At 67.8% G+C, this 20,482-nt stretch carries 18 protein-coding genes; 10 read left to right on the top strand and 8 right to left on the bottom strand.

The window, feature by feature from the left end:
• The first annotated feature begins 52 nt into the window (after window positions 1-52).
• Both LE197_RS09720 and LE197_RS09715 read left to right on the top strand, forming a co-directional pair.
• Window positions 53-1,648, top strand: coding sequence for an EAL domain-containing protein (locus tag LE197_RS09720; RefSeq protein WP_023109208.1), 1,596 nt, complete (start codon window positions 53-55; stop codon window positions 1,646-1,648).
• A 124-nt stretch (window positions 1,649-1,772) separates the two neighbouring features.
• The gene (locus LE197_RS09715) at window positions 1,773-2,657 is read left to right on the top strand and encodes a DUF1911 domain-containing protein (protein WP_003113693.1); all 885 of its coding nucleotides are present in this window, start codon (window positions 1,773-1,775) and stop codon (window positions 2,655-2,657) included.
• 15 nt (window positions 2,658-2,672) lie between these two features.
• Here the strand turns inward: LE197_RS09715 and LE197_RS09710 are convergent, their stop codons facing one another.
• The 8 genes from LE197_RS09710 to LE197_RS09675 form a co-directional block, all read right to left on the bottom strand.
• Window positions 2,673-3,350: an amino acid ABC transporter permease gene (locus LE197_RS09710; protein ID WP_003113694.1), complete on the bottom strand. Its 678-nt coding sequence runs from the start codon at window positions 3,348-3,350 to the stop codon at window positions 2,673-2,675.
• A 1-nt stretch (window position 3,351) separates the two neighbouring features.
• Entirely contained in the window at window positions 3,352-4,068 is a 717-nt protein-coding gene (locus LE197_RS09705; protein WP_003162806.1) for an amino acid ABC transporter permease, read from the bottom strand.
• Window positions 4,069-4,148: 80 nt separating this feature from the next.
• Window positions 4,149-4,955 (bottom strand): ABC transporter substrate-binding protein, encoded by an 807-nt coding sequence (locus LE197_RS09700; RefSeq protein WP_003089047.1) that lies wholly within the window; start codon window positions 4,953-4,955, stop codon window positions 4,149-4,151.
• A gap of 298 nt (window positions 4,956-5,253) precedes the next feature.
• A complete protein-coding gene (locus LE197_RS09695) occupies window positions 5,254-5,730 on the bottom strand; it encodes a hypothetical protein (protein ID WP_003089049.1) in 477 nt (158 codons plus the stop codon).
• A gap of 81 nt (window positions 5,731-5,811) precedes the next feature.
• Entirely contained in the window at window positions 5,812-6,759 is a 948-nt protein-coding gene (locus tag LE197_RS09690; RefSeq protein WP_003089050.1) for a LysR family transcriptional regulator, read from the bottom strand.
• A 67-nt stretch (window positions 6,760-6,826) separates the two neighbouring features.
• Entirely contained in the window at window positions 6,827-8,347 is a 1,521-nt protein-coding gene (locus tag LE197_RS09685) for a tripartite tricarboxylate transporter permease (RefSeq protein WP_003144247.1), read from the bottom strand.
• Window positions 8,344-8,874: a tripartite tricarboxylate transporter TctB family protein gene (locus tag LE197_RS09680; protein ID WP_023109207.1), complete on the bottom strand. Its 531-nt coding sequence runs from the start codon at window positions 8,872-8,874 to the stop codon at window positions 8,344-8,346. The genes LE197_RS09685 and LE197_RS09680 overlap by 4 nt, the downstream gene beginning before the upstream one ends.
• Before the next feature lie 27 nt (window positions 8,875-8,901).
• Window positions 8,902-9,915 (bottom strand): Bug family tripartite tricarboxylate transporter substrate binding protein, encoded by a 1,014-nt coding sequence (locus tag LE197_RS09675; protein ID WP_023109206.1) that lies wholly within the window; start codon window positions 9,913-9,915, stop codon window positions 8,902-8,904.
• Window positions 9,916-10,181: 266 nt separating this feature from the next.
• Here LE197_RS09675 and LE197_RS09670 point away from each other — a divergent pair, with 266 nt between their 5' ends.
• The 8 genes from LE197_RS09670 to LE197_RS09635 all read left to right on the top strand — a co-directional run bounded on the left by LE197_RS09670 (window position 10,182) and on the right by LE197_RS09635 (window position 20,341).
• A complete protein-coding gene (locus tag LE197_RS09670; protein WP_003117133.1) occupies window positions 10,182-11,507 on the top strand; it encodes an MFS transporter in 1,326 nt (441 codons plus the stop codon).
• Entirely contained in the window at window positions 11,500-12,459 is a 960-nt protein-coding gene (locus LE197_RS09665; RefSeq protein WP_003159110.1) for an amidohydrolase family protein, read from the top strand. Before LE197_RS09670 ends, LE197_RS09665 begins: the two co-directional genes overlap by 8 nt.
• Window positions 12,456-13,469, top strand: a complete 1,014-nt coding sequence (locus tag LE197_RS09660) for a 4-hydroxythreonine-4-phosphate dehydrogenase PdxA (RefSeq protein WP_003123450.1) — start codon at window positions 12,456-12,458, stop codon at window positions 13,467-13,469. Before LE197_RS09665 ends, LE197_RS09660 begins: the two co-directional genes overlap by 4 nt.
• Before the next feature lie 172 nt (window positions 13,470-13,641).
• The gene (locus LE197_RS09655) at window positions 13,642-14,892 is read left to right on the top strand and encodes an OprD family porin (protein ID WP_023109205.1); all 1,251 of its coding nucleotides are present in this window, start codon (window positions 13,642-13,644) and stop codon (window positions 14,890-14,892) included.
• Between the two features lie 185 nt (window positions 14,893-15,077).
• Window positions 15,078-16,400 carry an MFS transporter gene (locus tag LE197_RS09650; protein ID WP_023109204.1) on the top strand — a complete coding sequence of 441 codons (1,323 nt, stop codon included), beginning with the start codon at window positions 15,078-15,080 and terminating at the stop codon, window positions 16,398-16,400.
• Between the two features lie 30 nt (window positions 16,401-16,430).
• Window positions 16,431-17,606: an L-lyxonate dehydratase gene (locus LE197_RS09645; protein WP_003113703.1), complete on the top strand. Its 1,176-nt coding sequence runs from the start codon at window positions 16,431-16,433 to the stop codon at window positions 17,604-17,606.
• Window positions 17,607-17,633: 27 nt separating this feature from the next.
• On the top strand, window positions 17,634-18,629 hold the full coding sequence (gene araD1 / locus LE197_RS09640; protein WP_003111007.1) for an AraD1 family protein: 996 nt from the start codon (window positions 17,634-17,636) through the stop codon (window positions 18,627-18,629).
• Window positions 18,630-18,757: 128 nt separating this feature from the next.
• Entirely contained in the window at window positions 18,758-20,341 is a 1,584-nt protein-coding gene (locus LE197_RS09635) for an aldehyde dehydrogenase (NADP(+)) (protein ID WP_226033995.1), read from the top strand.
• Window positions 20,342-20,482 lie beyond the last annotated feature (141 nt).

The raw sequence follows: 20,482 nt of genomic DNA, 5'->3' as shown, positions 1-20,482 counted from the left end.
GCTGTTCGGCAATCTGGCGTGCTTTCCATGGATTCATTAGGCGGAAGAAGGTATGTCCGAGCGTGGAACGGCTGCAGAAGGCCGGATCAACTGGCGACGCATCCTGCCGATACTGCTCACCACCACCCTGGTGGGCGGTATCTGTGGGATCTTCGTCATCAACGAACTGGATCGCCAGCACGACGGCGCGCACCTGCGCTCGTACACCGAGAGGGCGCTGGAGCGGGCACTGGAGATTTCCTCCGCGGCGGACCAGATGCTCCGCGAGATGAACGCCGGCAGCGCGCCGGCCTGCAGCGACCAGGACCTGGAAATGCTGCGTTCCATCGTGCTCGAGTCGCGCTTCATGAGCGACGTTGGCAGGATCAGCGGCGACCGGGTCATGTGCACGGGCGTCCGGGGCCGGCTGCGCGCGCCCTGGGGATTGTCCGCGCCCGACCGGGTAGATGCCGCCGGCACCCGCTTCTGGTCGGAGGGCATGCCCCTGCCGTTGCAGGCGCTGCCCACCGGGCTGGTCAGTCGCGGCAACGCCGTCGTATTCATTGCCCCGCACGCCTATTTCGATGTCGACCACCCGGACCCGGGCATCTCGGCGGCGGCCGTCAGCAGTGGCGGCGACTACATCTACCACCGTTTTGCCTGGGACGACGACCAGCCCCTCGAGGCGCTCGACCGGCCCGGCTGGCCGCGCTTCATCGGCGCCCGGCAGATAAGCCTGTGCGACCCGACGCAGGACATCTGCGTGGTCTCCCTTCTCCGCGAACGCGGCCTGCTTGGCACCGAGCCCGGACGCGCGGCCATGGCCGCGGCGATCGGCGGCGGGCTGTTGTTCGGCGTCATGCTGCTGCTCAGCTACCTGTTCGGCTTCCTCAACGACGAAAAACTGCCGGCCAGGCTGCTGCGCGCGTTGAAGCGCGAGGCCCTGGAGGTGCACTACCAGCCCATCGTGCGCCTGGCCAGCGGCCGCTGCGCCGGGGTCGAGGCCCTGGCGCGCTGGACCGATAGCAGCCTGGGGCGGGTTTCCCCGGATGTCTTCATCGGCGCCCTGGAGGAGAGCGGCGACATCGAACTGCTGACCCGTTTCGTCTTCCGCCGCGCCCTGAAGCAGCTCGGGCCGTTGCTGAGGGAACAGCGGAGCTTCTACGTCAGCGTCAACGTCACCGGCAAGGACATCGCCGACCCCGGTTTCATTGATTTCGCCATGCGCCAGATGGCCAGGGAAAGCGTGCGCCCGGAACAGGTCGCGCTGGAACTGACCGAGCGCACCACCGAGGCCCAGGGCTGCCTGCTGGCCGGGATGAACCGCCTGCGCGAACTCGGCCTGAAGATCTACGTGGACGATTTCGGCACCGGTCATTCGAACCTGGTCTACCTGGCCAACCTGCCGGTAGACGCGATCAAGATCGACAAGGTCTTCACTCAGTCCATCGGCGACAGCAGCGCCGTCGAACTGATCTTCGACAAGCTCTGCTCGATGGCCGAGCACCTGGAGATCGGCGTGGTCGTCGAAGGGATCGAGACACAGGCCCAGGCCGACCACGTGCTGCGCCGCTCGCCCGAGGCCCTCGGCCAGGGCTGGCATTTCGGCAAGGCACTGCCGCTGGAGGCCTTCCTCGACTACTACCGGAACCAGCCGGCGGGCCGCTAGAACGGACCTTCCGCGGGGCACCACGCTGCGCTAGCATCGGCCGTCCATACCGGATGCGGCCTGGACGGCCGCACTCCGGATCGCACGGAACGGCCGGAAACGGCCGCGATCACCACAGGCCGCCATGCACGCATTCCCCCTCACCCTGGACAACCGACTCGCCGAAGCCCTGCCGCTATGGCGCAACCTGGCCCGCACCGACCGGGCGCCGCGAAGGAACATCGACCTCGCCGACTGGAAAGCCGACTGGCGCGAACTGATCGCCGCGCTCGACAGGTTTTCCCGGAGCCACGGCTATCGCCAGCCGTTCGCCGCGCAAGGGCACGCAGCCCTGGAAAACGCCTGGGCCTGGGGCCAGGCCGCGGAAAACGCCAGTACGCTGCTGCTCAAGGCCATCGACCGGGGCCTGGCCGGCGCCGAACTGCGCTCCATCTACCTGGAGACCGCCGCGCTGTGGCTGGACTACAGCCGGCTGCTCGGCGCCGCCCGCGACAGCCTGCGCGAGCAGGGCGAGGTCGACTTCGAGACGGCGCCGGCCCTGGCGCCGCGCACAGGCCAGTATCCGTTCGCGCTGCAACTGCTCGCCATGGGCGTGCTGCTCGATGCCCAGGAGCTCATCCCGGCGCTGGTCGAGGAGGTCCTGCAGTTCGATACCGACCGCCTGCTCGACTATCTCGGCGCGGCCGCCCTCGGCCTGACTTCCGCCAGCGAGGAAACCTTCCATCCAAGGCCGTTCGGGCAGTTGCGGGCGTTCTTCGAAGAGGCGGACGGCAGCGACGCCCAGGCGCTGGCGCCTTACCTGCAAAGCCAGTACCGGGAGTTCTTCCAGCTTTCCCCCAAGGCGCAGAAGAAGACCCGCCGCCTGACCGGCCCCTACGCCTGGGGCTGGTGGGCCATGGAGGTGTCGGCGCTGGGCGTGCTCTACGGCTGGGACGATGGCGTCCTGCGCGCCTCGCCGCATTACCTCGGCGACCTGGTCGACTACGCGCGGGCGCGCGGCGACGCCTGAGCCACCGGCCGCCGCTCAGGCCCGCCGGCGGCGGGCGAGGAACGCGGCGGCCAGGTCGAGGCTGGTGCAGAGCAGGAAGTAGAGCAGGGCGACGAACAGGAAGATCTCCGTCGGGTGGACCATCACCCGGTTGCTCACCTGGGTGGCGACGAAGGACAGCTCGCCGACGCCGATCACGTAGGCCAGGGAAGTGTCCTTGATCAGCGACACCCACTGGTTGAGGAAGGATGGCAGCATCACCGGCAGCGCCTGCGGCAGGATCACCAGGCGCAATACCTGCCACGGCCGCAGTCCGAGCGCGCGGGCGGCCGCCCACTGCCCGGCGGGGAGGCTGTGGATGCCGGCGTACACCGAGTGGGCGAGGTAGGCGCCGCCGATCAGCGACAGCGCGCAGACCACGGTGGCCAGCGCCGGTACGTCGACATGGAAGACGATCGGCAGCAGGAAGTAGGTCCAGAAGATCAGCATCAGCACCGGGATCGCGCGGAAGAAGCCGAGCAGCGCCACCAGCAGCAGGCGCGGCTTGCCGGGCAGCACCGCGAGGGCCACGCCGAGGACCAGGCCGAGCACCGCCGAAGCCAGTCCGGAGAGCGACGCCAGCAGCAGGGTCAGCGCCGCTCCGCCGAGCGGGCCGTCCGGGTAGGCGCCGAGCAGCAGGTAGGACAGGTTGTCCGAGATGACCGAGAAATCCATCTCAGGCACCTCCCTGGCGGTAGCGGCGGGTCTGCTGCAACGCCTGGCCGAAGGCTTCGATCAGGGCGATGGCGCCGATGTAGAGGAGGGTGGCGATGCCGAAGGCCTGGAAGGTCTTGAAGGTCTCGGTTTCCACCTGGCGCGAAGCGTAGGACAGCTCGGCCAGGCCGATGGCCATCGCCAGCGAGGAGTTCTTCAGCGCATTCATGTACTGCCCGAGCAGCGGCGGCAGAGCCGTGCGCAGGGCCTGCGGCAGCACCACCACGCGCCATACCTGGCGCTGGGTCAGCCCCAGGGCGAGGCCGGCGGCGCGCTGCTCGGGGCGTACCGAGGCGATGCCGGCGCGGAACTCCTCGGCGACGAAAGCCGAGGTATAGAGGGTCAGCCCCCAGGCACCGGCGAGGAACTCGAAGGACGGCCAGTCGAGCAAGGGCGTCTCGTGCGGCGTGTTCAGCCAGCTCACCAGCGCCTCCGGCAGCAGCGCGGGAACGCCGAAGTACCAGAAGAACAGCTGCACCAGCAGCGGGGTATTGCGGAACAGCGCCAGGTAGGCGCGCGCCGGCCAGGACAGCAGGTGCCGGCGCGACAGCCGGGCGATGGCCAGGGGGGCGCCGATCAGGGTGGCGAGCAGGCAACTGAGCAGGGCAAGACCGAGGGTCAGCAGGAAGCCGTCGAGCAACCAGCGCAGGTACTGCGGGGCGAGAAGTTCGCCGAACATGTGCGGGATTCCGTCGGGTAGAACGAAAAACGCGCCTCAGCGAAGTGAGGCGCGCGGGTCGTGCGGGCGAAGCGGGCCGCTCAGCTCTTGTCGCCGATCTTGTACAGGCGCGCCAGCGGGGTCTTGGTCTGCGGACCGAACCAGGTGTCGTAGATCTTCTGCGCCTGGCCGTCCTGCTCCAGCTCGCGCAGGCTCTTGTCGACGAACTCGGTCAGGGCCTTCTCGCCCTTGGGAATACCGACGCCGATCAGGTCGTTGGAAATGGTGAAGGGCGGCACTTCGTACTTGTCGCGGTCGGGCACGTTGGCCAGCAGGCCGATCAGCTTCGGACCGTCCTGGGTGATGGCCTGGACCTGGCCGTTGCGCAGGGCGGTGAAAGCGAAGGGCGTGTCGTCGTAGGCGATGACCTTGGCGCCGGGGAACTTCTCGCGCAGCACGCCTTCGTTGACCGTGCCCTTGTCCACGCCGACCCGCCACTTGTTGAGGACTTCCGGCGAGGTCAGGGTGCCTTTCTTGACGATGAACTGCTGGCCGGAGGAGAAGTAGGGGATGCTGAAGTCCACCTGCTGCGCACGCTCCGGGGTGATGGTGAAGTTGGCCAGGACCAGGTCGACCTTGTTCGCCGTCAGCAGCGGGATGCGGTTGGCCGGGTTGGTCGGCAGCACTTGCAGCCGGACGCCCAGCTTGTCGGCCAGGGCCTTGGCATAGTCGACGTCGAGGCCTTCGATCTGCTTGCTCTTGGCGTCGACGAAGCCGAACGGCGGGTTGCTGTCGAAGGACGCGACGCGCAATACGCCGGCCTTGCGGATGTCCTCCAGGCGGTCGGCCTGGGCCAGGCCGGAGATCAGGGCGAGAGCGAGGGCGGTGATGGCGGGGAGTTTCTTCATGAAAGTTCCAGCTCCTTGTCGGCCGCGATCGACGATCAGGGCCTTGCAATGTGGGGCGGACATTCCGGATGGGAATGCCGCCATGTCGGCGCGGGGGTATCCCGTGGCGAAGGGAGTTTGGCAGGGGCCAAGGGTCGGGAGAAAAGAATGAATCGATCTATCTTATTTCCAGACGAAATAAGAGGTATGAAAACAAGGATTCAAGGAAATAAAAAACGATAGCGTAACGCCATTGTCCGCAGGGCTTCCGCGTCGGGGGTTCGTCGTCGAGAAGGAAGGCCGGGGCCCGGCGGCCCCGTCAGCGGCTGTCCCGGCAGTCGATCACGCTGGCGTTGGTGATGATGTCCCGGCTGTCGGTGTACAGGGTGATGCTGCAGAAATAGTCGAGGATGGTCTCGTTCTCGTAGTAGCCGGTCTTGCGATAGACCGCCTCGCTACTCACCGGCGCCATGCCGGCGACCCCCTGGCCACCGACGCCGACCCAGGTCTCGCGCTGGCCGACGTACTCGGTGCCGGTCTGTATGAAGACCTTGTCCGGCCCCATGTGGGTCCGCACGCGGTTCCAGGCGTAGAAGCCGCCGCTACCGTAGGACGAAGGGCCGAGGCCCTGGTCGGGCTTGCCGAACAGTTCGAAGGCCTTGCCGGCGGGCTGGCCGATGAGCTTCTGCGCGGCGACCTTGACCTCGTTGTCGCGATTCCCCGACTGACCGAGGGAGGCGCAGGCGCTGAGACCGAGGACGAGCAGGGCGAGACCGAAGGGCTTGATCGAGGGCATGGCATTCACTCCGTTGAAATGCCGCAGGATGTTAGAGGTCCAGCCGGCTCGCGGCTATTAGCTCATTTGTGCTAGTGCCGCTCACTTCGCCAGGTGCCGCGCCTGTTCGGCATGTACGCTGGCCATGAAGGTCTGCATGGCCGAGGAGTGGACCCGGTTGCGTCGGGTGATCAGGCCGTAGGGCGGCAGGCGCGGCTCCAGCTGGATCGGCAGGATCGCCAGCAGGTGCTTGCCCGGGTAGTCCTCGATCACCGAGCGTGGAGTGATGCCGATCATGTCGGTCTGTTGCAGCAGGGAGAGCAGGGTCATGATCGAGGTGGTCTCGACGATACTGCTCGGCAGGTCGATGCGCGCATTGTGGAAGGCCTGGTTGACGATCCCGCGCATCGGGCTGGGGTGCTGCTGCAACACCCAGGTCAGCTCCTGCAACTCGCCCCAGTCCAGCTTGCGTGCCTGCGACAACGGGTTCTGCGCGCCGACCACCACGCAGAGTTCTTCCTCGCCGAGGCTGTCGAACACCAGGTCGTCGGTGCGCGCGCCGCTGGGGATGCGTCCGAGCACCACGTCCAGCTGGTCCTGTTGCAGGGCCTGGACCAGCACGTCGCTGGTGTCCACCTGGATGCTCATCGACAGCCGTGGATGACTCTGCTTCAGGGTGGCGATGGTGCGCGTCAGCAGGCTCGAGGCCAGCGCCGGGATCGCTCCGACGGTGACCCGGCCGAGGTTGCCGGATTCCAGCGCGACCAGTTCCTCGCGCATCCCGGACAGCTCGGCGAAGATCATCCGCGAGTAATAGATCAGCGTCTCGCCGAAAGGCGTCGCGCGCATGCCGCGCGGCAAACGCTCGAACAACTCGACGCCGAGCAGGTCTTCGGCCTCGTGGAGCATCTTGGTCGCCGCCGGCTGGGTCATGCCGATCTCGTCGGCGGCGCGGCGCAGCGAGCCGAGTTCCTCCAGGGCCAGCATCAGGCGCAACTGGCGCAGGCGCAGGCGGCTGTGGATGATGCTGGCGTCGGGAATCCGGGACATGGCGTATCTCGCTGGCGGCGGGGAGACCCAGGGTGACAAGAAATCCACCCCGCCGCCAGACGCAGGCTCAGGCGGCATGCCGGAGACTCCGCCGGCCACGCCGGAACAGCGCCCCGGCGCACCGCGCCAGCAACGGCCAGAGCAGCATCGCCAGCGCCGCGCCGGTCAGGCTGGCCACCAGCGGGTTGGACCAGAACACCGAGAGTTGCCCGTCGGAGAACAGCATCGACTGGCGGAACGCGTCCTCGGCCTTGTCGCCGAGCACCGCGGCGAGCACCAGCGGGGCGATGGGGTAGCCGAGTTTCTTGAACAGGTAGCCGAGCGCGCCGAACAGCAGCATCAGGACCACGTCGAGCATGGCGTTGTGCACCGAGTAGGCGCCGATGGCGCAGACCATGACGATGATCGGTGCGACGATGGCGAACGGAATCCGCAGGATCGAGGCGAACAGCGGCACGGTCGCCAGTACCACGATCAGGCTGACCACGTTGCCCAGGTACATGCTGGCGATCAGGCCCCAGACGAAGTCGTGCTGTTCGACGAACAGCGTCGGCCCGGGATGCAGCCCCCAGATCATCAGGCCACCGAGCATCACCGCGGCGGTCGCCGAGCCGGGGATGCCGAGCGTCAGCATCGGCAGCAGGGCGCTGGTGCCGGCGCTGTGGTCGGCTGTCTCCGGAGCGATCACGCCTTCCACCTCGCCGTTGCCGAAGTTCTCGCGGTTCTTCGAGAAGCGCCGCGCCAGGCTGTAGCTCATGAACGAGGCGGCGGTGGGGCCGCCCGGAGTGACGCCCATCCAGCAGCCGACCAGCGCGCTGCGCAGCCAGGTCAGCCAGTAGCGCGGCAGCCTGGCCCAGGTACGCAGGATCACCATCGGCGTGATGCGTGCGCGCTCGCCGCGAAACACCAGGCCTTCCTCCACCGTGCAGAGGATCTCGCCGATGCCGAACAGGCCGATCACCGCCACCTCGAAACTCAGCCCGGAAAGCAGCCAGGGCTGGTCGAAGGTCAGGCGCAGGTCGCCGGACACGGTATCCATGCCCACGGCGGCCATGGCGAAGCCGATGGTCATCGCCACCAGGGTCTTCAATGGCGGGTTGCGGCTCATGCCGATGAAGGTGCAGAACGCCAGCAGGTAGACGGCGAAGAACTCGGGCGAGCTGAACGCCAGGGCGAAGCGAGCGATATGGGTGGACAGGAAGGTCAGCAGCAGCACGCCGACCAGCGCCCCGAGGAGCGCCGAGGTGAAGGCGGCGGTCAGCGCTTCGCCGGCCTGGCCGTTGCGCGCCATCGGGTAGCCGTCGAAGGTGGTGGCCACCGACGACGGCTCGCCGGGGATGTTGAACAGGATCGAGGTGATCGAGCCGCCGAACAACGCGCCCCAATACATGCAGGAAAGCAGGATGATCGCCGACACCGGCGACATGCTGAAGGTCAGCGGCAGCAGCAGCGCCACCCCGTTCGGCGCACCGAGGCCCGGCAGCACGCCGACCAGGATGCCGAGCAGCACGCCGATCACCATCAGGCCGAGGTGATGGGCGCTGAGGACCAGGCTCATGCCCTGCATCAGGGAATCGAATTCGCTCATGGCCTGGCGCTCCCGACGAAGGCCGCAAGGTCGACCAGTATTCCGGCATCCAGCGGGACCTTGAACCAGACGGCGAAGACCAGGTAGCTGGCCAGCGCCGCGCCGCAGGACAGCGTGACGATCAGCGGCACGCCGTAGGGTTTGTCGCGGCTACGGTCGCGCCACATGAACCAGGCGATGAACAACGCGGAGGCGAGGTAGATCCCGGCGAACGGCATGGCCGCCACGTAGGCGGCGATCGGCAGGAACACCGCAAGCACCCGGCGAAAGGCCGTGCGGGCGACGAACGAGGTACCCAGCGCCCGCCAGCGGCACAGGGCCAAGAGCAGGTTGCCGAGGCTGGCGGCACTCAGCAGCAGGCCGATGTAGAAGGGGAAATAGCCGGCCTCGGGGCCGCTGTCGCCCCAGCCGATGCCGATATCCTGGCTGCCGTACATGACGATCGCGCCGAGCGCGGCGGTGAACAGCGCCAGGCCGATCTCCACCCAGCGGGTGGCGACCAGCGGCGCATTGGATGAGCTGGACATGTTCGTCTCCTGGTCGCGCTACGCGGCTTACTGGCGAAGCCAGCCGGCTTCCTGGAACAGCGGGATGACGCGCTGGCGGTCCTTCTCGATGTAGCTCACCAGGTCCTCGCCAGCGAGGAAGGTCGGCGCCAGCGCCGAGCGTTCGACATAGTCCCTGAACTCGGCGGTCTGGCTGACCTTGCGCATCAACTCGACGTAGAAGGCGCGCTGCTCGTCGCTGACTCCGCCGGGCAGGAACACGGTGCGCGGGAAGCGGTACTGGTTGATGCCCAGGCCCTGCTCGTGGCAGGTGGGGATGTCCGCCCAGGACTGCTCGGCAGCGACCTTGGCGGTGTAGATCATGCGCTCGTGGCTGAACACGCAGAGCGGCCGGACCTGGCCGCCGCGCCACTGGCTGAGGCTTTCCGCCGGGTTGTTGAGGTTGGCGGCGATGTGCCTGCCGGCCAACTGGATGGACGCCTCGCTGCCGCTCTTGAAGGGGATGTAGGTCAGCTTGCCGCCGACCTGCTTGCCGAGCAGCAGGCTTAGAGTCTGGTCGACGTCCTTCGACTGGCTGCCGCCGAAGCGCATGCCTGTCGCGTCCTTCTTCAGATCGGCGAGGAACGCCGCGGCGTCCGCCCACGGCGCCGCCTGGTAGGTCCAGAGGATGAAGTCGTCCTCGGCCACCGCCGCCACCGGCGTCAGGTCGGTCCATTGGTAGCCCAGCCGGGCCACCAGCGGCAGCAGGTAGACATTGTTGGTGCCGATCACCAGCTTGTGCGCGTTGCCCTTGGCCAGCTTCAGGTCGAGGAAGGCTTCGGCGCCGTTGCCGCCGCCCTTGTTCAGCACCACGGTGTTGACGTCGAGCAGCTTGTTCTGGCTGATCGCCGACTGGACCAGGCGGGCGAGTTGGTCGGTGCCGCCACCGGGACCGCCGGCGACGACGATCTCCAGGTTCTCTTCGGGTTTCCAGGCAGCCGCCAGGGCGGGCAGGGTGGTGCAGCAGAGCAGGGCGCAAGCGGCCAGGAAGGAGGGGACGGAGCGCGCATATGCGGTACGCATGGAGGACCTCTGGTTGTCATTGTTGTTATGGGTAGAGCGGAGTGTGCGAAGCGCACCGATAAGCGTCCACTCAAAATAAGGCATACACCGATAGCCTGGGGTTATGAGTGGAAGCGGATGTCGGATACCTGGAGCGATAACCGTAGGAAATGGCCGTATGAGCAGCTTTGATTAGACGGTTATCGATGGAAAGCCGGATAGTGGGCCTGCCGGACCTGCCAACCCAGTTCCGCAGCACAAGAACAACAATAAAAGAGGTACGACCCATGGCTCAGGCACAGACCGCCGTGCTCCAGGCTGATCCTGCCCAGGACAAGGCCACTGCCGCAAAACCCAGCAACGTCCGCTGGCGCATCTTCGCCATCGTCTTCGCCCTGACGGTGATCAACCTGGTCGACCGGGTCTCGCTGTCCATCGCCATGCCCACCATCGCCGGTGAATTCCAGCTCACGCCGAGCATGCAGGGGCTGATCCTCAGCAGCTTCTTCTGGGCCTACGCGCTGTTGCAGATTCCCGGCGGCTGGCTGATCGACCGCTACGGCCCGCGCCGGGTGATCGGCTGGTCCACCGGTCTCTGGGGAGCCTTCCAGACCCTCGCGGCCTTCGCCAGCGGCGGCCTGTCGCTGATGTTCGCCCGGGTCGCCCTGGGCGCGGCGGAAGCGCCGCTGTTCCCCTCCGGCGGCAAGCTCAACTCGCTGTGGCTGGGCTCCAGCGAACGCAGCCGCGGCGCCGTGCTGATGGACTGCGGAGGGCCGCTGGGCGTCGCTCTCGGCGGACTGGTCATCGCCTACCTGATCGCCGTGCTCGGCTCCTGGCGCAGCGCCTTCTTCATCGCCGGCATCGCCACCCTGGCCATGGCCTGGCTGGCCTGGCACTACCTGCGCGACGACCCGGCCGAGCATCCCGGGGTCAACGCCGCCGAGCTGGGCCGGATCAACGCCGACCGCACCACCCCGCTCGCCGAAGCGGACTGCCAGGCCGGCGGAAGACTGGGCATCGCCGGCCGCTCCCTGGTCGGTATCGTCCTCGGCCGCGCCAGTTGGGCCATGGTGTTCTTCGGCCTGCTGACCTGGGGTCCTAGCTACCTGGCGCAGGCGCGCGGCTTCGATATCAAGGGTATCGGCGCCGCGACCTTCGTCATCTTCCTCTGCGGCGCCGTCGGTTCCCTGGTCGGCGGCTTCCTCTGCGACCTGCTGATCCGCAAGGGCGTGCGCCGCGGCCTGGCGGCCAAGGGCCTGCTGACGGTCTCGGGCCTCGCGGCGCTGGTCGCCTTCCTGCTGTTGCCGAGCCTGGAAGATGCCTATGCCGCCGTGACCCTGCTGGCGCTGACCGCCTTCTTCCTGATGTGGGGCAGCCTGTACTGGAGCTTTCCGGCCTTGCTCGCCGCTCCGGCCCGGGTCGGCCTGGTCGGCGGGGTGATGAACATGGCCGGCAGCCTCGGCGGCATCGCCGTGCCGATCCTGGTCGGGCTGCTGCTGCAACACCTGGGCGGATATGCCGCGGTGCTGGGCTTCTTCGCCCTCTGCTCGGCAGCCTTCATCGCCGGCACCCTGCTGATTTCCCTGGACAAGACCGAGGCAAAGCATGGCTGAGCTGTACGACGGGCCGATCGTCGACGCCCATCATCATTTCTGGGACCCGCAGGCGAACTACCACCCCTGGCTCGCGGAGGACGCCAAGATTCCGTTCCGCTACGGCGACTACAGCGCGATCAAGCGCCGCTACCTGCCGGCGGACTACTTCGGCGACGTCGGCGCACACCGGGTGGTCGAGACGGTCTACGTGGAAACCGAGTGGGACCCGCGCGATCCGCTCGGCGAAACCCGCTTCGTGCATCACCTCGCCGAACGCCATGGCGCGCCCCACGCAGTGGTGGCGCAGGCCTGGCTGGACGCGCCGGACGCCGCCGAGGTGCTGGCGGCGCAGGCGGGCTTCGCACGGGTCCGCAGCGTCCGCCACAAGCCCGGCGGTCCGCAACGCCCGCAACAGGTCGGCGAGCTGCGCAGCCTGATGAGCGACGAGCGCTGGCGTCGCGGCTATGCCGAGCTGGCCCGGCACGGCCTGCACTTCGACCTGCAGACACCCTGGTGGAACCTCGCCGAGGCCGCATGCCTGGCGCGCGACTTCCCCGATACGCTGATCGTGCTCAACCACGCCGGCCTGCCGTCCGATCGCAGCGAGGAGGGGCTGGCCGCCTGGCAACGGGCCATGGCGCGCTTCGCCGAATGCCCCAACGTGGCGTTGAAGATCTCCGGCATCGGCCAGGCCGGCCGGCGCTGGAGCGTCGAGGACAACGCCTGGATCGTCCGCGAAAGCATCGCCCTGTTCGGCGTCGAGCGGGCGATGTTCGCCAGCAACTTCCCGGTGGACAGCCTGTGCGGCTCGTTCGACGACATCTATGGCGGTTTCAAACGCATCGTCGCCGACCTGCCGTACGCCGACCAGGAACGGCTTTTCCATAGCAACGCGCGGCGCATCTACCGCACCGTACCCGACACCGTGCGCCTGCAGCAGGCGTCGCTCGACCCGAGGACTTCCCCATGAACGCTCCATCCCTACCGCGACTGGCCATGGTCCTGGGCGATCCGGCCGGCATCGGCCCGGAACTGATCGCCCGCCTGCTGGCCGACACCGAGGTGCGCGAGAAGGCGCACATCGTGCTGATCGCCGACGAAGCGGAAATGCGCCGCGGCATGCGCATCGCCGGCTGCGAATTCCCCTACCGGCGCATCGACGCGCTGGAGACCCTGGATTTCGCCGACGCCACGCCACTGCTGCATCCCTGGCTCAGCCAGGGCGGGGACGAGTTCCCACGCAGCGAAGCGAGCGCCGTCGGTGGCCGCTACAGCCTGGAAACCCTCGCGCTGGCCCTCGAACTGACCCGCAGCGGCAGGACCGACGCGATCCTCTTCGGCCCGCTGAACAAGACCTCGCTGCACATGGCCGGCATGGACCACAGCGACGAGTTGCACTGGTTCGCCGAGCGCCTGGGGTTCGGCGGCCCGTTCTGCGAGTTCAACGTCCTCGACGACCTCTGGACCTCGCGGGTGACCTCCCACGTAGCCCTGGCCGAGGTGCCGGGCCTGCTCAGCCAGGAGCGGGTAGGGGAGGCGATCCGCCTGATCGACGACGCGCTGCGCCGCAGCGGCCTGGCGCGGCCGCGCATCGGCGTCTGCGGACTGAACCCGCACAACGGCGACAACGGCAGCTTCGGCCGCGAGGAGCTGGACATCATCGCTCCGGCGGTGCAGAAGGCGCGCGAACAGGGGATCGCCGCCGACGGCCCGTATCCCGCCGACACCATTTTCCTCAAGGTGCAGGGCGACGCCCGTGCCTTCGACGCGGTGGTGACCATGTACCACGACCAGGGGCAGATCGCGATCAAGCTGATGGGCTTCTCCCGCGGCGTAACCGTCCAGGGCGGCCTGCCGATCCCCATCGCTACGCCGGCCCACGGTACCGCCTTCGATATCGCCGGGCAGGGAAGGGCCGACGTCGGCGCCACCCGCCAGGCGTTCGAGATCGCCTGCCGGATGGGCAGGCGCAAAGCCTGATCGCCTGCATGCGACACGACAACCAGAGCGCCGCCCCTTCGTAACGCGCTCCCTGGCGCCTCCCTGTACCGTCGCGGCGGGGCAGGAGGCGTCGCACCTTCGACGAGAGACACATCGCCTGGAGCCGCAGCGCTCCACGGCTCGCTTCGGCCTGGGAAAAGGAAAAACAACAATGACCCGTTCCGCTCCGAACCTGCTGAAATCCGCCTCGCTCACCCCGGTCCTGCTGGCCGGCCTGCCGTCGCTCGCCGGCGCCGAGGGCTTTATCGAAGACGCCAGCGTCAGCCTCGGCCTGCGCAATCTCTATTTCAATCGCGACTTCCGCCAGCCCGGCGCGGCGCAGTCGAAACAGGAGGAGTGGGCCCAAGGCTTTCTCCTACAGGCGAAGTCCGGCTATACCCAGGGCACCCTGGGCCTCGGCGTCGAGCTGCTCGGCCAGCTCGGCCTGAAGCTCGACAGCAGCCCTGATCGTGCCGGCTCCGGGCTGCTGCCACGCCACGCCGACGGACGCGCAGCGGACGACTACGCGCGACTGGGCGTGGCGCCGAAGCTGAAGCTGTCGAATACCGAGCTGAAGCTCGGCGAACTGCTGCCGGAACTGCCAATCCTCCTGCGCAACGACGGCCGCCTGCTGCCACAGACCTTCCAGGGCGGCATGCTGACCTCCAGGGAAATCGCCGGCCTGACCCTGCACGGCGGGCAGATGCGTTCGCTCAGCCAGCGCAACTCCAGCGACCACCAGGACCTCTCGGTGGATGGGCGCGGCGGGGCGTTCTCCGACCGTTTCGACTACCTGGGCGCGGAGTACCGCTTCAATGCCGAGCGCAGCCAGGTCGGGCTGTGGCAGGCGCGACTGCAAGACATCTACCGGCAGGACTACTACAGCTTGAGCCACAAGCAGAGCTTCGGCGGCTGGCGCCTGGGCGCCAGCGTCGGGCTCTTCGACACGCGCGACGAAGGTGCCGCGAAGCTCGGGGAACTGGAGAATCGCGCGCTGACCGGTTTCTTCAGCGCGACCCGCGGCGGCCACAGCCTCGGCGCCGGCTACCAGCGCATGTACGGCGACGACGGGATGCTCTACATCGCCGGCACCAGCACGCCGTTGGTCAACGACATCCAGGTGCGCAACTTCACCAGCGCCGGCGAGCGCTCCTGGCAACTGCGCTACGACTACGACTTTGTCGCCCTGGGCATTCCCGGGCTGACCGCCATGGCCCGCTACGCCAGCGGCGCCCATGCCCGGACGAAGGCGATGGACGACGGCCGCGCCTGGGAACGCGACGTGGACGTCGCCTACGTGATCCAGAGCGGCCCGCTGAAGAACCTCGGCCTGCGTTGGCGCAACGCCATGCTGCGGTCCAACCATGCCGCCGATGTCGACGAGAACCGCCTGATCCTCTCGTATTCCCTGCCGCTGCTCTGAGCGCAGGGCCGTTCTCGCTGCTGCCCGATAACCGGCGATTGTCTGATTGGTGAAAAGGTATTGCCTGGGGTTATCGATGAATGCGCAGAAGTGATTATCCGCGCGGGAGCAGCCTGGCTACAGTCGGCCCAACGCAAGCGGCCATGCCGCCTCCGCGTCGAACAACAACAAGAAGGAAGCCCTCCATGAGCGCCATGAACGACCACGCCAGGCTGCTGTCCTCGGCGATCGCCACCAGCCGCCTGCGGCTCCTGCCTTTCCTGGTCCTGATGTATGTACTGGCTTTCATCGACCGGGCCAACGTCGGCTACGCGCGGGCCTTCCTGCAAGCCGACACCGGCCTCGGCGATGCCGCCTTCGCGTTCGGCGCGAGCATCTTCTTCATCGGCTATGCCTGCTTCGAGGTGCCCAGCAACCTGATGCTGCACCGCCTCGGCGCCAGGGTCTGGCTGTGCAGGATCATGGTCACCTGGGGCCTGGTCTCGGCGGCGATGATGTTCGCCGACGACGCCATGACTTTCTATGTCCTGCGCTTCCTGCTGGGCGTCGCCGAGGCGGGCTTCTTCCCCGGCATCATCCTCTACCTCACCTACTGGTTCCCGCAGCGCAGCCGTGCCCAGGCGCTCGGCCTGTTCTATTTCGGCCTGCCGCTGGCGCTGGTGCTGGGCGGTCCGCTGTCCGGCTGGCTGCTGGAGTTCCACGGCATCTTCGGCCTGGCCAACTGGCAGTGGCTGTTCGTCACCGAGGGCCTGCTGGCCTCGCTGGTCGGCATTGCCGCCTACTTCTACCTGGTCGACCGCCCGCGCGATGCCGGCTGGCTGAGCGACGAGCAGAAGCGGGCGCTGGAAGGCGAGCTGGCCGAAGAAGACACCCGCAAACAGGCACGCGGCCCGCACGGCTTCCTTAGCGCCCTGCGCAGCGGCCAGGTGCTGAAGTTCTGCCTGGTCTACTTCACCATCCAGATGAGCGTGTACGGCGTGGTGTTCTACCTGCCGACCCGCATCGCCAGCTTCCTCGACGGCCAGGTCGGCCTGAACGTCGGCCTGATCACCGCGATTCCCTGGGTCTGCGCCCTGGTGGTAACGCGCCTGGTGACCCGCCAGGCCGACCGCAGCGGCCAGCATCGCCAGCTCGCGGTGGCCATGCTGGGCATGGCCGCAGCCGGTATCGCCGCCTCGGCGCTGGCCGGCAACCTGGGCCTGGCGGTGATCGCCTTCTGCTTCGCCGCGTCCGGCTTCGTCTCGGTGCAGCCGCTGTTCTGGACCCTTCCCACCGGCTACCTGAGCGGTGCGGCCGCGGCCAGCGGCATCGCCCTGATCAACTCCCTGGGCAACCTCGGCGGCTTCGTCGCGCCGAACCTCAAGACCCTCATGGAAAGCCAGTTCGCCGACCCGCGCGCCGGCATGTTCGCCCTGGCCGCCGTCGGCCTGCTCGGCGCCTGCCTGCTGGCCCGGCTGAAGACCTCCGGATCGTCGTCCGCCCCGCTGCGAGCGCGGCAGGCCGGCTGACCCACACTACGCACCGATAGGAGCTGCGACATGAAAATCAAATCCGTCCGTACCCGCGTCTTCGAATGGAAGGGCAAGGTCGTCCCGCCGCAGGCGCACTTCTGCACCAATGCCAGCGACATCCTGTTCGAGAAGGGAGACGCCATGGGCTCGTTCCGCTTCCACGGCTGGCTGGTGGTGGAGATCGAGACCGACGACGGCCTCGTCGGCATCGGCAACTGCGCCCTGGCGCCGCGCGTGGCGAAGGAAATCGTCGACCTCTACCTGGCGCCGATCTGCATCGGCGAAGACCCGTTCGACAACGAGTACATCTGGCAGAAGATGTATCGCCGCACCCACGCCTGGGGCCGCAAGGGCATCGGCATGGCAGCCATCTCGGCGGTGGACCTGGCGATCTGGGACATCATGGGCAAGGCGGTGAACAAGCCGGTGTTCAAGCTGCTCGGCGGCCGCACCAAGGAGAAGATTTGGACCTACGCCTCGAAGCTCTACGCCAACGACAACCTCGACGCCTTCCTCGAAGAGGCCCAGGGCTACCTGAACCAGGGCTTCACCGCGCTGAAGATGCGCTTCGGCTATGGCCCCAAGGACGGCCCGACGGGCATGCGCAGGAACATCGAGCAGGTCCGCGCGCTACGCGAACTGGCCGGGCCGGACATCGACATCATGCTCGAATGCTACATGGGCTGGACCCTGGAATACGCCCGGCGGATGCTGCCGAAGCTCGCCGAGTTCGAACCGCGCTGGCTGGAGGAGCCGGTGATCGCCGATGACATCGAGGGCTACGTCGAGCTGAAGAAGATGGGGATCATGCCGATCTCCGGCGGCGAGCACGAATTCACCGGCCACGGCTTCAAGGACCTGCTGGAGCGCCGCGCGGTGGACGTCATCCAGTACGACACCAACCGCGTCGGCGGGATCACCGCCGCGCGCAAGATCAACGCCATGGCCGAGGCCTGGTCGGTGCCGGTGATCCCGCACGCCGGACAGTTGCACAACTATCACCTGACCATGGCCAGCACCGCCTCGCCGATGGCCGAGTTCTTCCCGGTGTTCGACGTCGAGGTCGGCAACGAGCTGTTCTATTACGTGTTCAAGGGCGAGCCGCAGCCGGTCGACGGCTATATCCAGCTGGACGACCACAAGCCCGGCCTGGGCCTGGAGATATCCGAAGAGCACCTCAAGGATTTCATCATCATCGAGTGATAGTCGGAGCCCACAGGAGGAGCCGAGATGCGGCTGATTCAATTCGAGGACCGGGCAGGGCAGCGCCGGGTCGGCGTCGTCGAAGGCGCCGGGATACAGGTGCTGCGCGGCGTGCGCAGCACGCGCGAACTGGGGCTGGCGGCGATTCGCGCGGGCAGCGGCCTGCACGACGAGGTGCTGCGCCGAGGCAGCGAGCCAGGCCCGGACTATGCCGGGTTGCTGGAGGAGGGAAGGGTGCTGCCGCCGCTGGATCATGACGACCCGGCCCATTGCCTGGTCAGCGGCACCGGCCTGACCCACCTGGGCAGCGCCGCGACGCGCGACCGCATGCACCAGCAGAACCAGGGCGACGAGACCGCGCTGACCGACACCATGCGCATCTTCAGGTGGGGCCTGGAGGGCGGCAAGCCACCGGCGGGCCAGGTCGGCGCGCAGCCTGAATGGTTCTACAAGGGCGACGGCGGCATCGTCGTGCGCCCCGGCGCGGACTTCCCGCTACCGGCCTTCGCCGAGGACGCCGGCGAGGAACCGGAGCTGGTCGGGCTCTACCTGATCGGCGATGACCGCCGGCCTTACCGGCTCGGCTACGCCCTGGGCAACGAGTTCTCCGACCACCTGATGGAGCGCCGCAACTACCTGTACCTGGCGCATTCCAAGCTACGCGCCTGCTGCTACGGGCCGGAGCTGCGAGTCGGCGAACTGCCGCGCCACCTGCAGGGCGAGAGCCGGATCCTGCGCGACGGCGAAGTGCTCTGGCAGCAGGCGTTCCTTTCCGGCGAGGACAACATGTGCCACAGCCTGGAGAACCTCGAGTACCACCATTTCAAGTACGCGCAGTTCCTCCGTCCGGGCGACGTCCACGTGCATTACTTCGGTACCGCCACGCTGTCCTTCGCCGACGGGATCAAGGCTGCTCCGGGGGATGTCTTCGAGATCGCCATGGCCGAGTTCGGCGCGCCGCTGCGCAATGGCATCGCCGCCGTCGAGACCGCACTGACGCCGGGGCGGGTGGTAGCGCTCTGAAGCCCCACCGCCGTGCATAGGCCGGAGCTCCACGAGAGACCCGCGGCACGGTTTCCTTCATTCCTGCGGAGCCTTGGCTCCAACCCCGCCGGCCATCCCCGGCGGGGCTTCCCCTGTATGAGGTCGACATGACAGCCATCCTCGGACACAACTTCATCGGCGGCGCCCGCAGCGCGGCCGGCACGCTCTTCCTGCAAAGCCTCGACGCCGCCAGCGGTGAGGCGCTGCCGTACCGCTTCGTGCAAGCCACCCCGGAAGAAGTGGACGCCGCCGCCGAAGCCGCCGCCAGCGCCTACCCGCACTACCGGCAACTGCCGGCCAGCCGCCGCGCGGAATTCCTCGATACCATCGCCGCCGAACTCGACGCGCTGGACGATGATTTCGTCGCCATCGTCTGCCGTGAAACCGCGCTACCGGCCACGCGCATCCAGGGCGAACGCAGCCGCACCAGCGGCCAGCTGCGCCTGTTCGCCGAAGTCCTGCGGCGCGGCGACTTCCATGGCGCGCGCATCGACCGCGCCCGGCCCGAACGCAAGCCGCTGCCACGCGTCGACCTGCGCCAGTGCCGGATCGGCCTCGGCCCGGTGGCGGTGTTCGGCGCGAGCAACTTCCCCCTGGCGTTCTCCACCGCCGGCGGCGATACCGCCGCGGCCCTGGCCGCCGGCTGCCCGGTGGTGTTCAAGGCGCACAGCGGACACATGGCCACCGCCGAACGGGTCGCCGCGGCGATCCTCCGCGCGGCCGAGCGCACCGGCATGCCGGCGGGCGTGTTCAACATGATCTACGGCGGCGGAGTAGGGGAGCGGCTGGTACGCCACCCCGCGATCCAGGCGGTCGGCTTCACCGGTTCGCTGAAGGGCGGCCGCGCCCTCTGCGACATGGCGGCCGCCCGGGCGCAGCCGATCCCGGTGTTCGCCGAGATGAGCAGCATCAACCCGGTGGTGCTGCTGCCGGCGGCGCTGAAGAAGCGCGGCGAGGCCGTGGCCGACGAACTGAGTGCCTCGGTGGTGCTCGGCTGCGGCCAGTTCTGTACCAATCCCGGGCTGGTCATCGGCATCCGCTCTGCGCAATTCTCGGCGTTCCTCGAACGCTTCGCCGCCCGCATGGACGACCAGCCGGCGCAGACCATGCTCAACGCCGGCACGCTGGCCAGCTATGAAAAAGGCCTGGCGGCGCTGCACGCCCACCCGCGCGTCCGCCATCTCGCCGGGCAACCGCAGGAGGGCCGCCAGGCCCGGCCGCAACTGTTCCAGGCGGACGTCAGCCTGCTGCTGGAGGGCGACGAGTTGCTGCAGGAAGAAGTCTTCGGCCCGGCCAGCGTGGTCGTCGAGGTCGCCGACCACGCCGAACTGAAGCGCGCGCTGCATGGGCTGCACGGGCAGCTCACCGCGACCCTGATCGCCGAAGCGGAAGACCTGGCGTCCTTCGCCGACCTGGTACCGCTCCTGGAACAGAAGGCAGGACGCCTGCTGCTCAACGGCTACCCGACCGGCGTGGAAGTCTGCGACGCGATGGTCCGCGGCGGCCCGTACCCGGCCACTTCGGACGCCCGCGGCACCTCGGTGGGCACCCTGGCCATCGACCGTTTCCTGCGCCCGGTGTGCTACCAGAACTACCCGGACGCGTGGCTGCCGGAAGCGCTGAAGGATGGCAACCCATTGGGGATTGCGCGGTTGGTGGACGGGGTTGGGACGCGGGCGGCGATTGACTGAAAGAGGAACCGGGCAAAGACGAGGTTCGGAGGATATCGGAGCCTCAGAGGTGTGCAGCAGGACACTGGAGGAGCCCCGGAAGAGGCCCGCCAGTGTTCCTGCCTGTAAAGCGAGTATCGATCCAGGGCTACCCGAGTGCTC

Origin of the sequence: Pseudomonas sp. PS1(2021) (genome assembly GCF_020405165.1) — a bacterium.
In the GTDB taxonomy this organism is placed as follows: Bacteria; Pseudomonadota; Gammaproteobacteria; order Pseudomonadales; family Pseudomonadaceae; genus Pseudomonas; species Pseudomonas aeruginosa.
The sequence above is the reverse complement of the archived record's forward strand: the minus strand, read 5'-3'. Positions and strand labels throughout refer to the sequence as shown.

Excerpts from the sequence above, each read along its gene's own strand:
- LE197_RS09720 (WP_023109208.1), top strand. The coding sequence starts at position 53 with ATGTCCGAGCGTGGAACGGCTGCAGAAGGCCGGATCAACTGGCGACGC.
- LE197_RS09715 (WP_003113693.1), top strand. The coding sequence starts at position 1,773 with ATGCACGCATTCCCCCTCACCCTGGACAACCGACTCGCCGAAGCCCTG.
- LE197_RS09710 (WP_003113694.1), bottom strand. The coding sequence starts at position 3,350 with ATGGATTTCTCGGTCATCTCGGACAACCTGTCCTACCTGCTGCTCGGC.
- LE197_RS09705 (WP_003162806.1), bottom strand. The coding sequence starts at position 4,068 with ATGTTCGGCGAACTTCTCGCCCCGCAGTACCTGCGCTGGTTGCTCGAC.
- LE197_RS09700 (WP_003089047.1), bottom strand. The coding sequence starts at position 4,955 with ATGAAGAAACTCCCCGCCATCACCGCCCTCGCTCTCGCCCTGATCTCC.
- LE197_RS09695 (WP_003089049.1), bottom strand. The coding sequence starts at position 5,730 with ATGCCCTCGATCAAGCCCTTCGGTCTCGCCCTGCTCGTCCTCGGTCTC.
- LE197_RS09690 (WP_003089050.1), bottom strand. The coding sequence starts at position 6,759 with ATGTCCCGGATTCCCGACGCCAGCATCATCCACAGCCGCCTGCGCCTG.
- LE197_RS09685 (WP_003144247.1), bottom strand. The coding sequence starts at position 8,347 with ATGAGCGAATTCGATTCCCTGATGCAGGGCATGAGCCTGGTCCTCAGC.
- LE197_RS09680 (WP_023109207.1), bottom strand. The coding sequence starts at position 8,874 with ATGTCCAGCTCATCCAATGCGCCGCTGGTCGCCACCCGCTGGGTGGAG.
- LE197_RS09675 (WP_023109206.1), bottom strand. The coding sequence starts at position 9,915 with ATGCGTACCGCATATGCGCGCTCCGTCCCCTCCTTCCTGGCCGCTTGC.
- LE197_RS09670 (WP_003117133.1), top strand. The coding sequence starts at position 10,182 with ATGGCTCAGGCACAGACCGCCGTGCTCCAGGCTGATCCTGCCCAGGAC.
- LE197_RS09665 (WP_003159110.1), top strand. The coding sequence starts at position 11,500 with ATGGCTGAGCTGTACGACGGGCCGATCGTCGACGCCCATCATCATTTC.
- LE197_RS09660 (WP_003123450.1), top strand. The coding sequence starts at position 12,456 with ATGAACGCTCCATCCCTACCGCGACTGGCCATGGTCCTGGGCGATCCG.
- LE197_RS09655 (WP_023109205.1), top strand. The coding sequence starts at position 13,642 with ATGACCCGTTCCGCTCCGAACCTGCTGAAATCCGCCTCGCTCACCCCG.
- LE197_RS09650 (WP_023109204.1), top strand. The coding sequence starts at position 15,078 with ATGAGCGCCATGAACGACCACGCCAGGCTGCTGTCCTCGGCGATCGCC.
- LE197_RS09645 (WP_003113703.1), top strand. The coding sequence starts at position 16,431 with ATGAAAATCAAATCCGTCCGTACCCGCGTCTTCGAATGGAAGGGCAAG.
- araD1 (WP_003111007.1), top strand. The coding sequence starts at position 17,634 with ATGCGGCTGATTCAATTCGAGGACCGGGCAGGGCAGCGCCGGGTCGGC.
- LE197_RS09635 (WP_226033995.1), top strand. The coding sequence starts at position 18,758 with ATGACAGCCATCCTCGGACACAACTTCATCGGCGGCGCCCGCAGCGCG.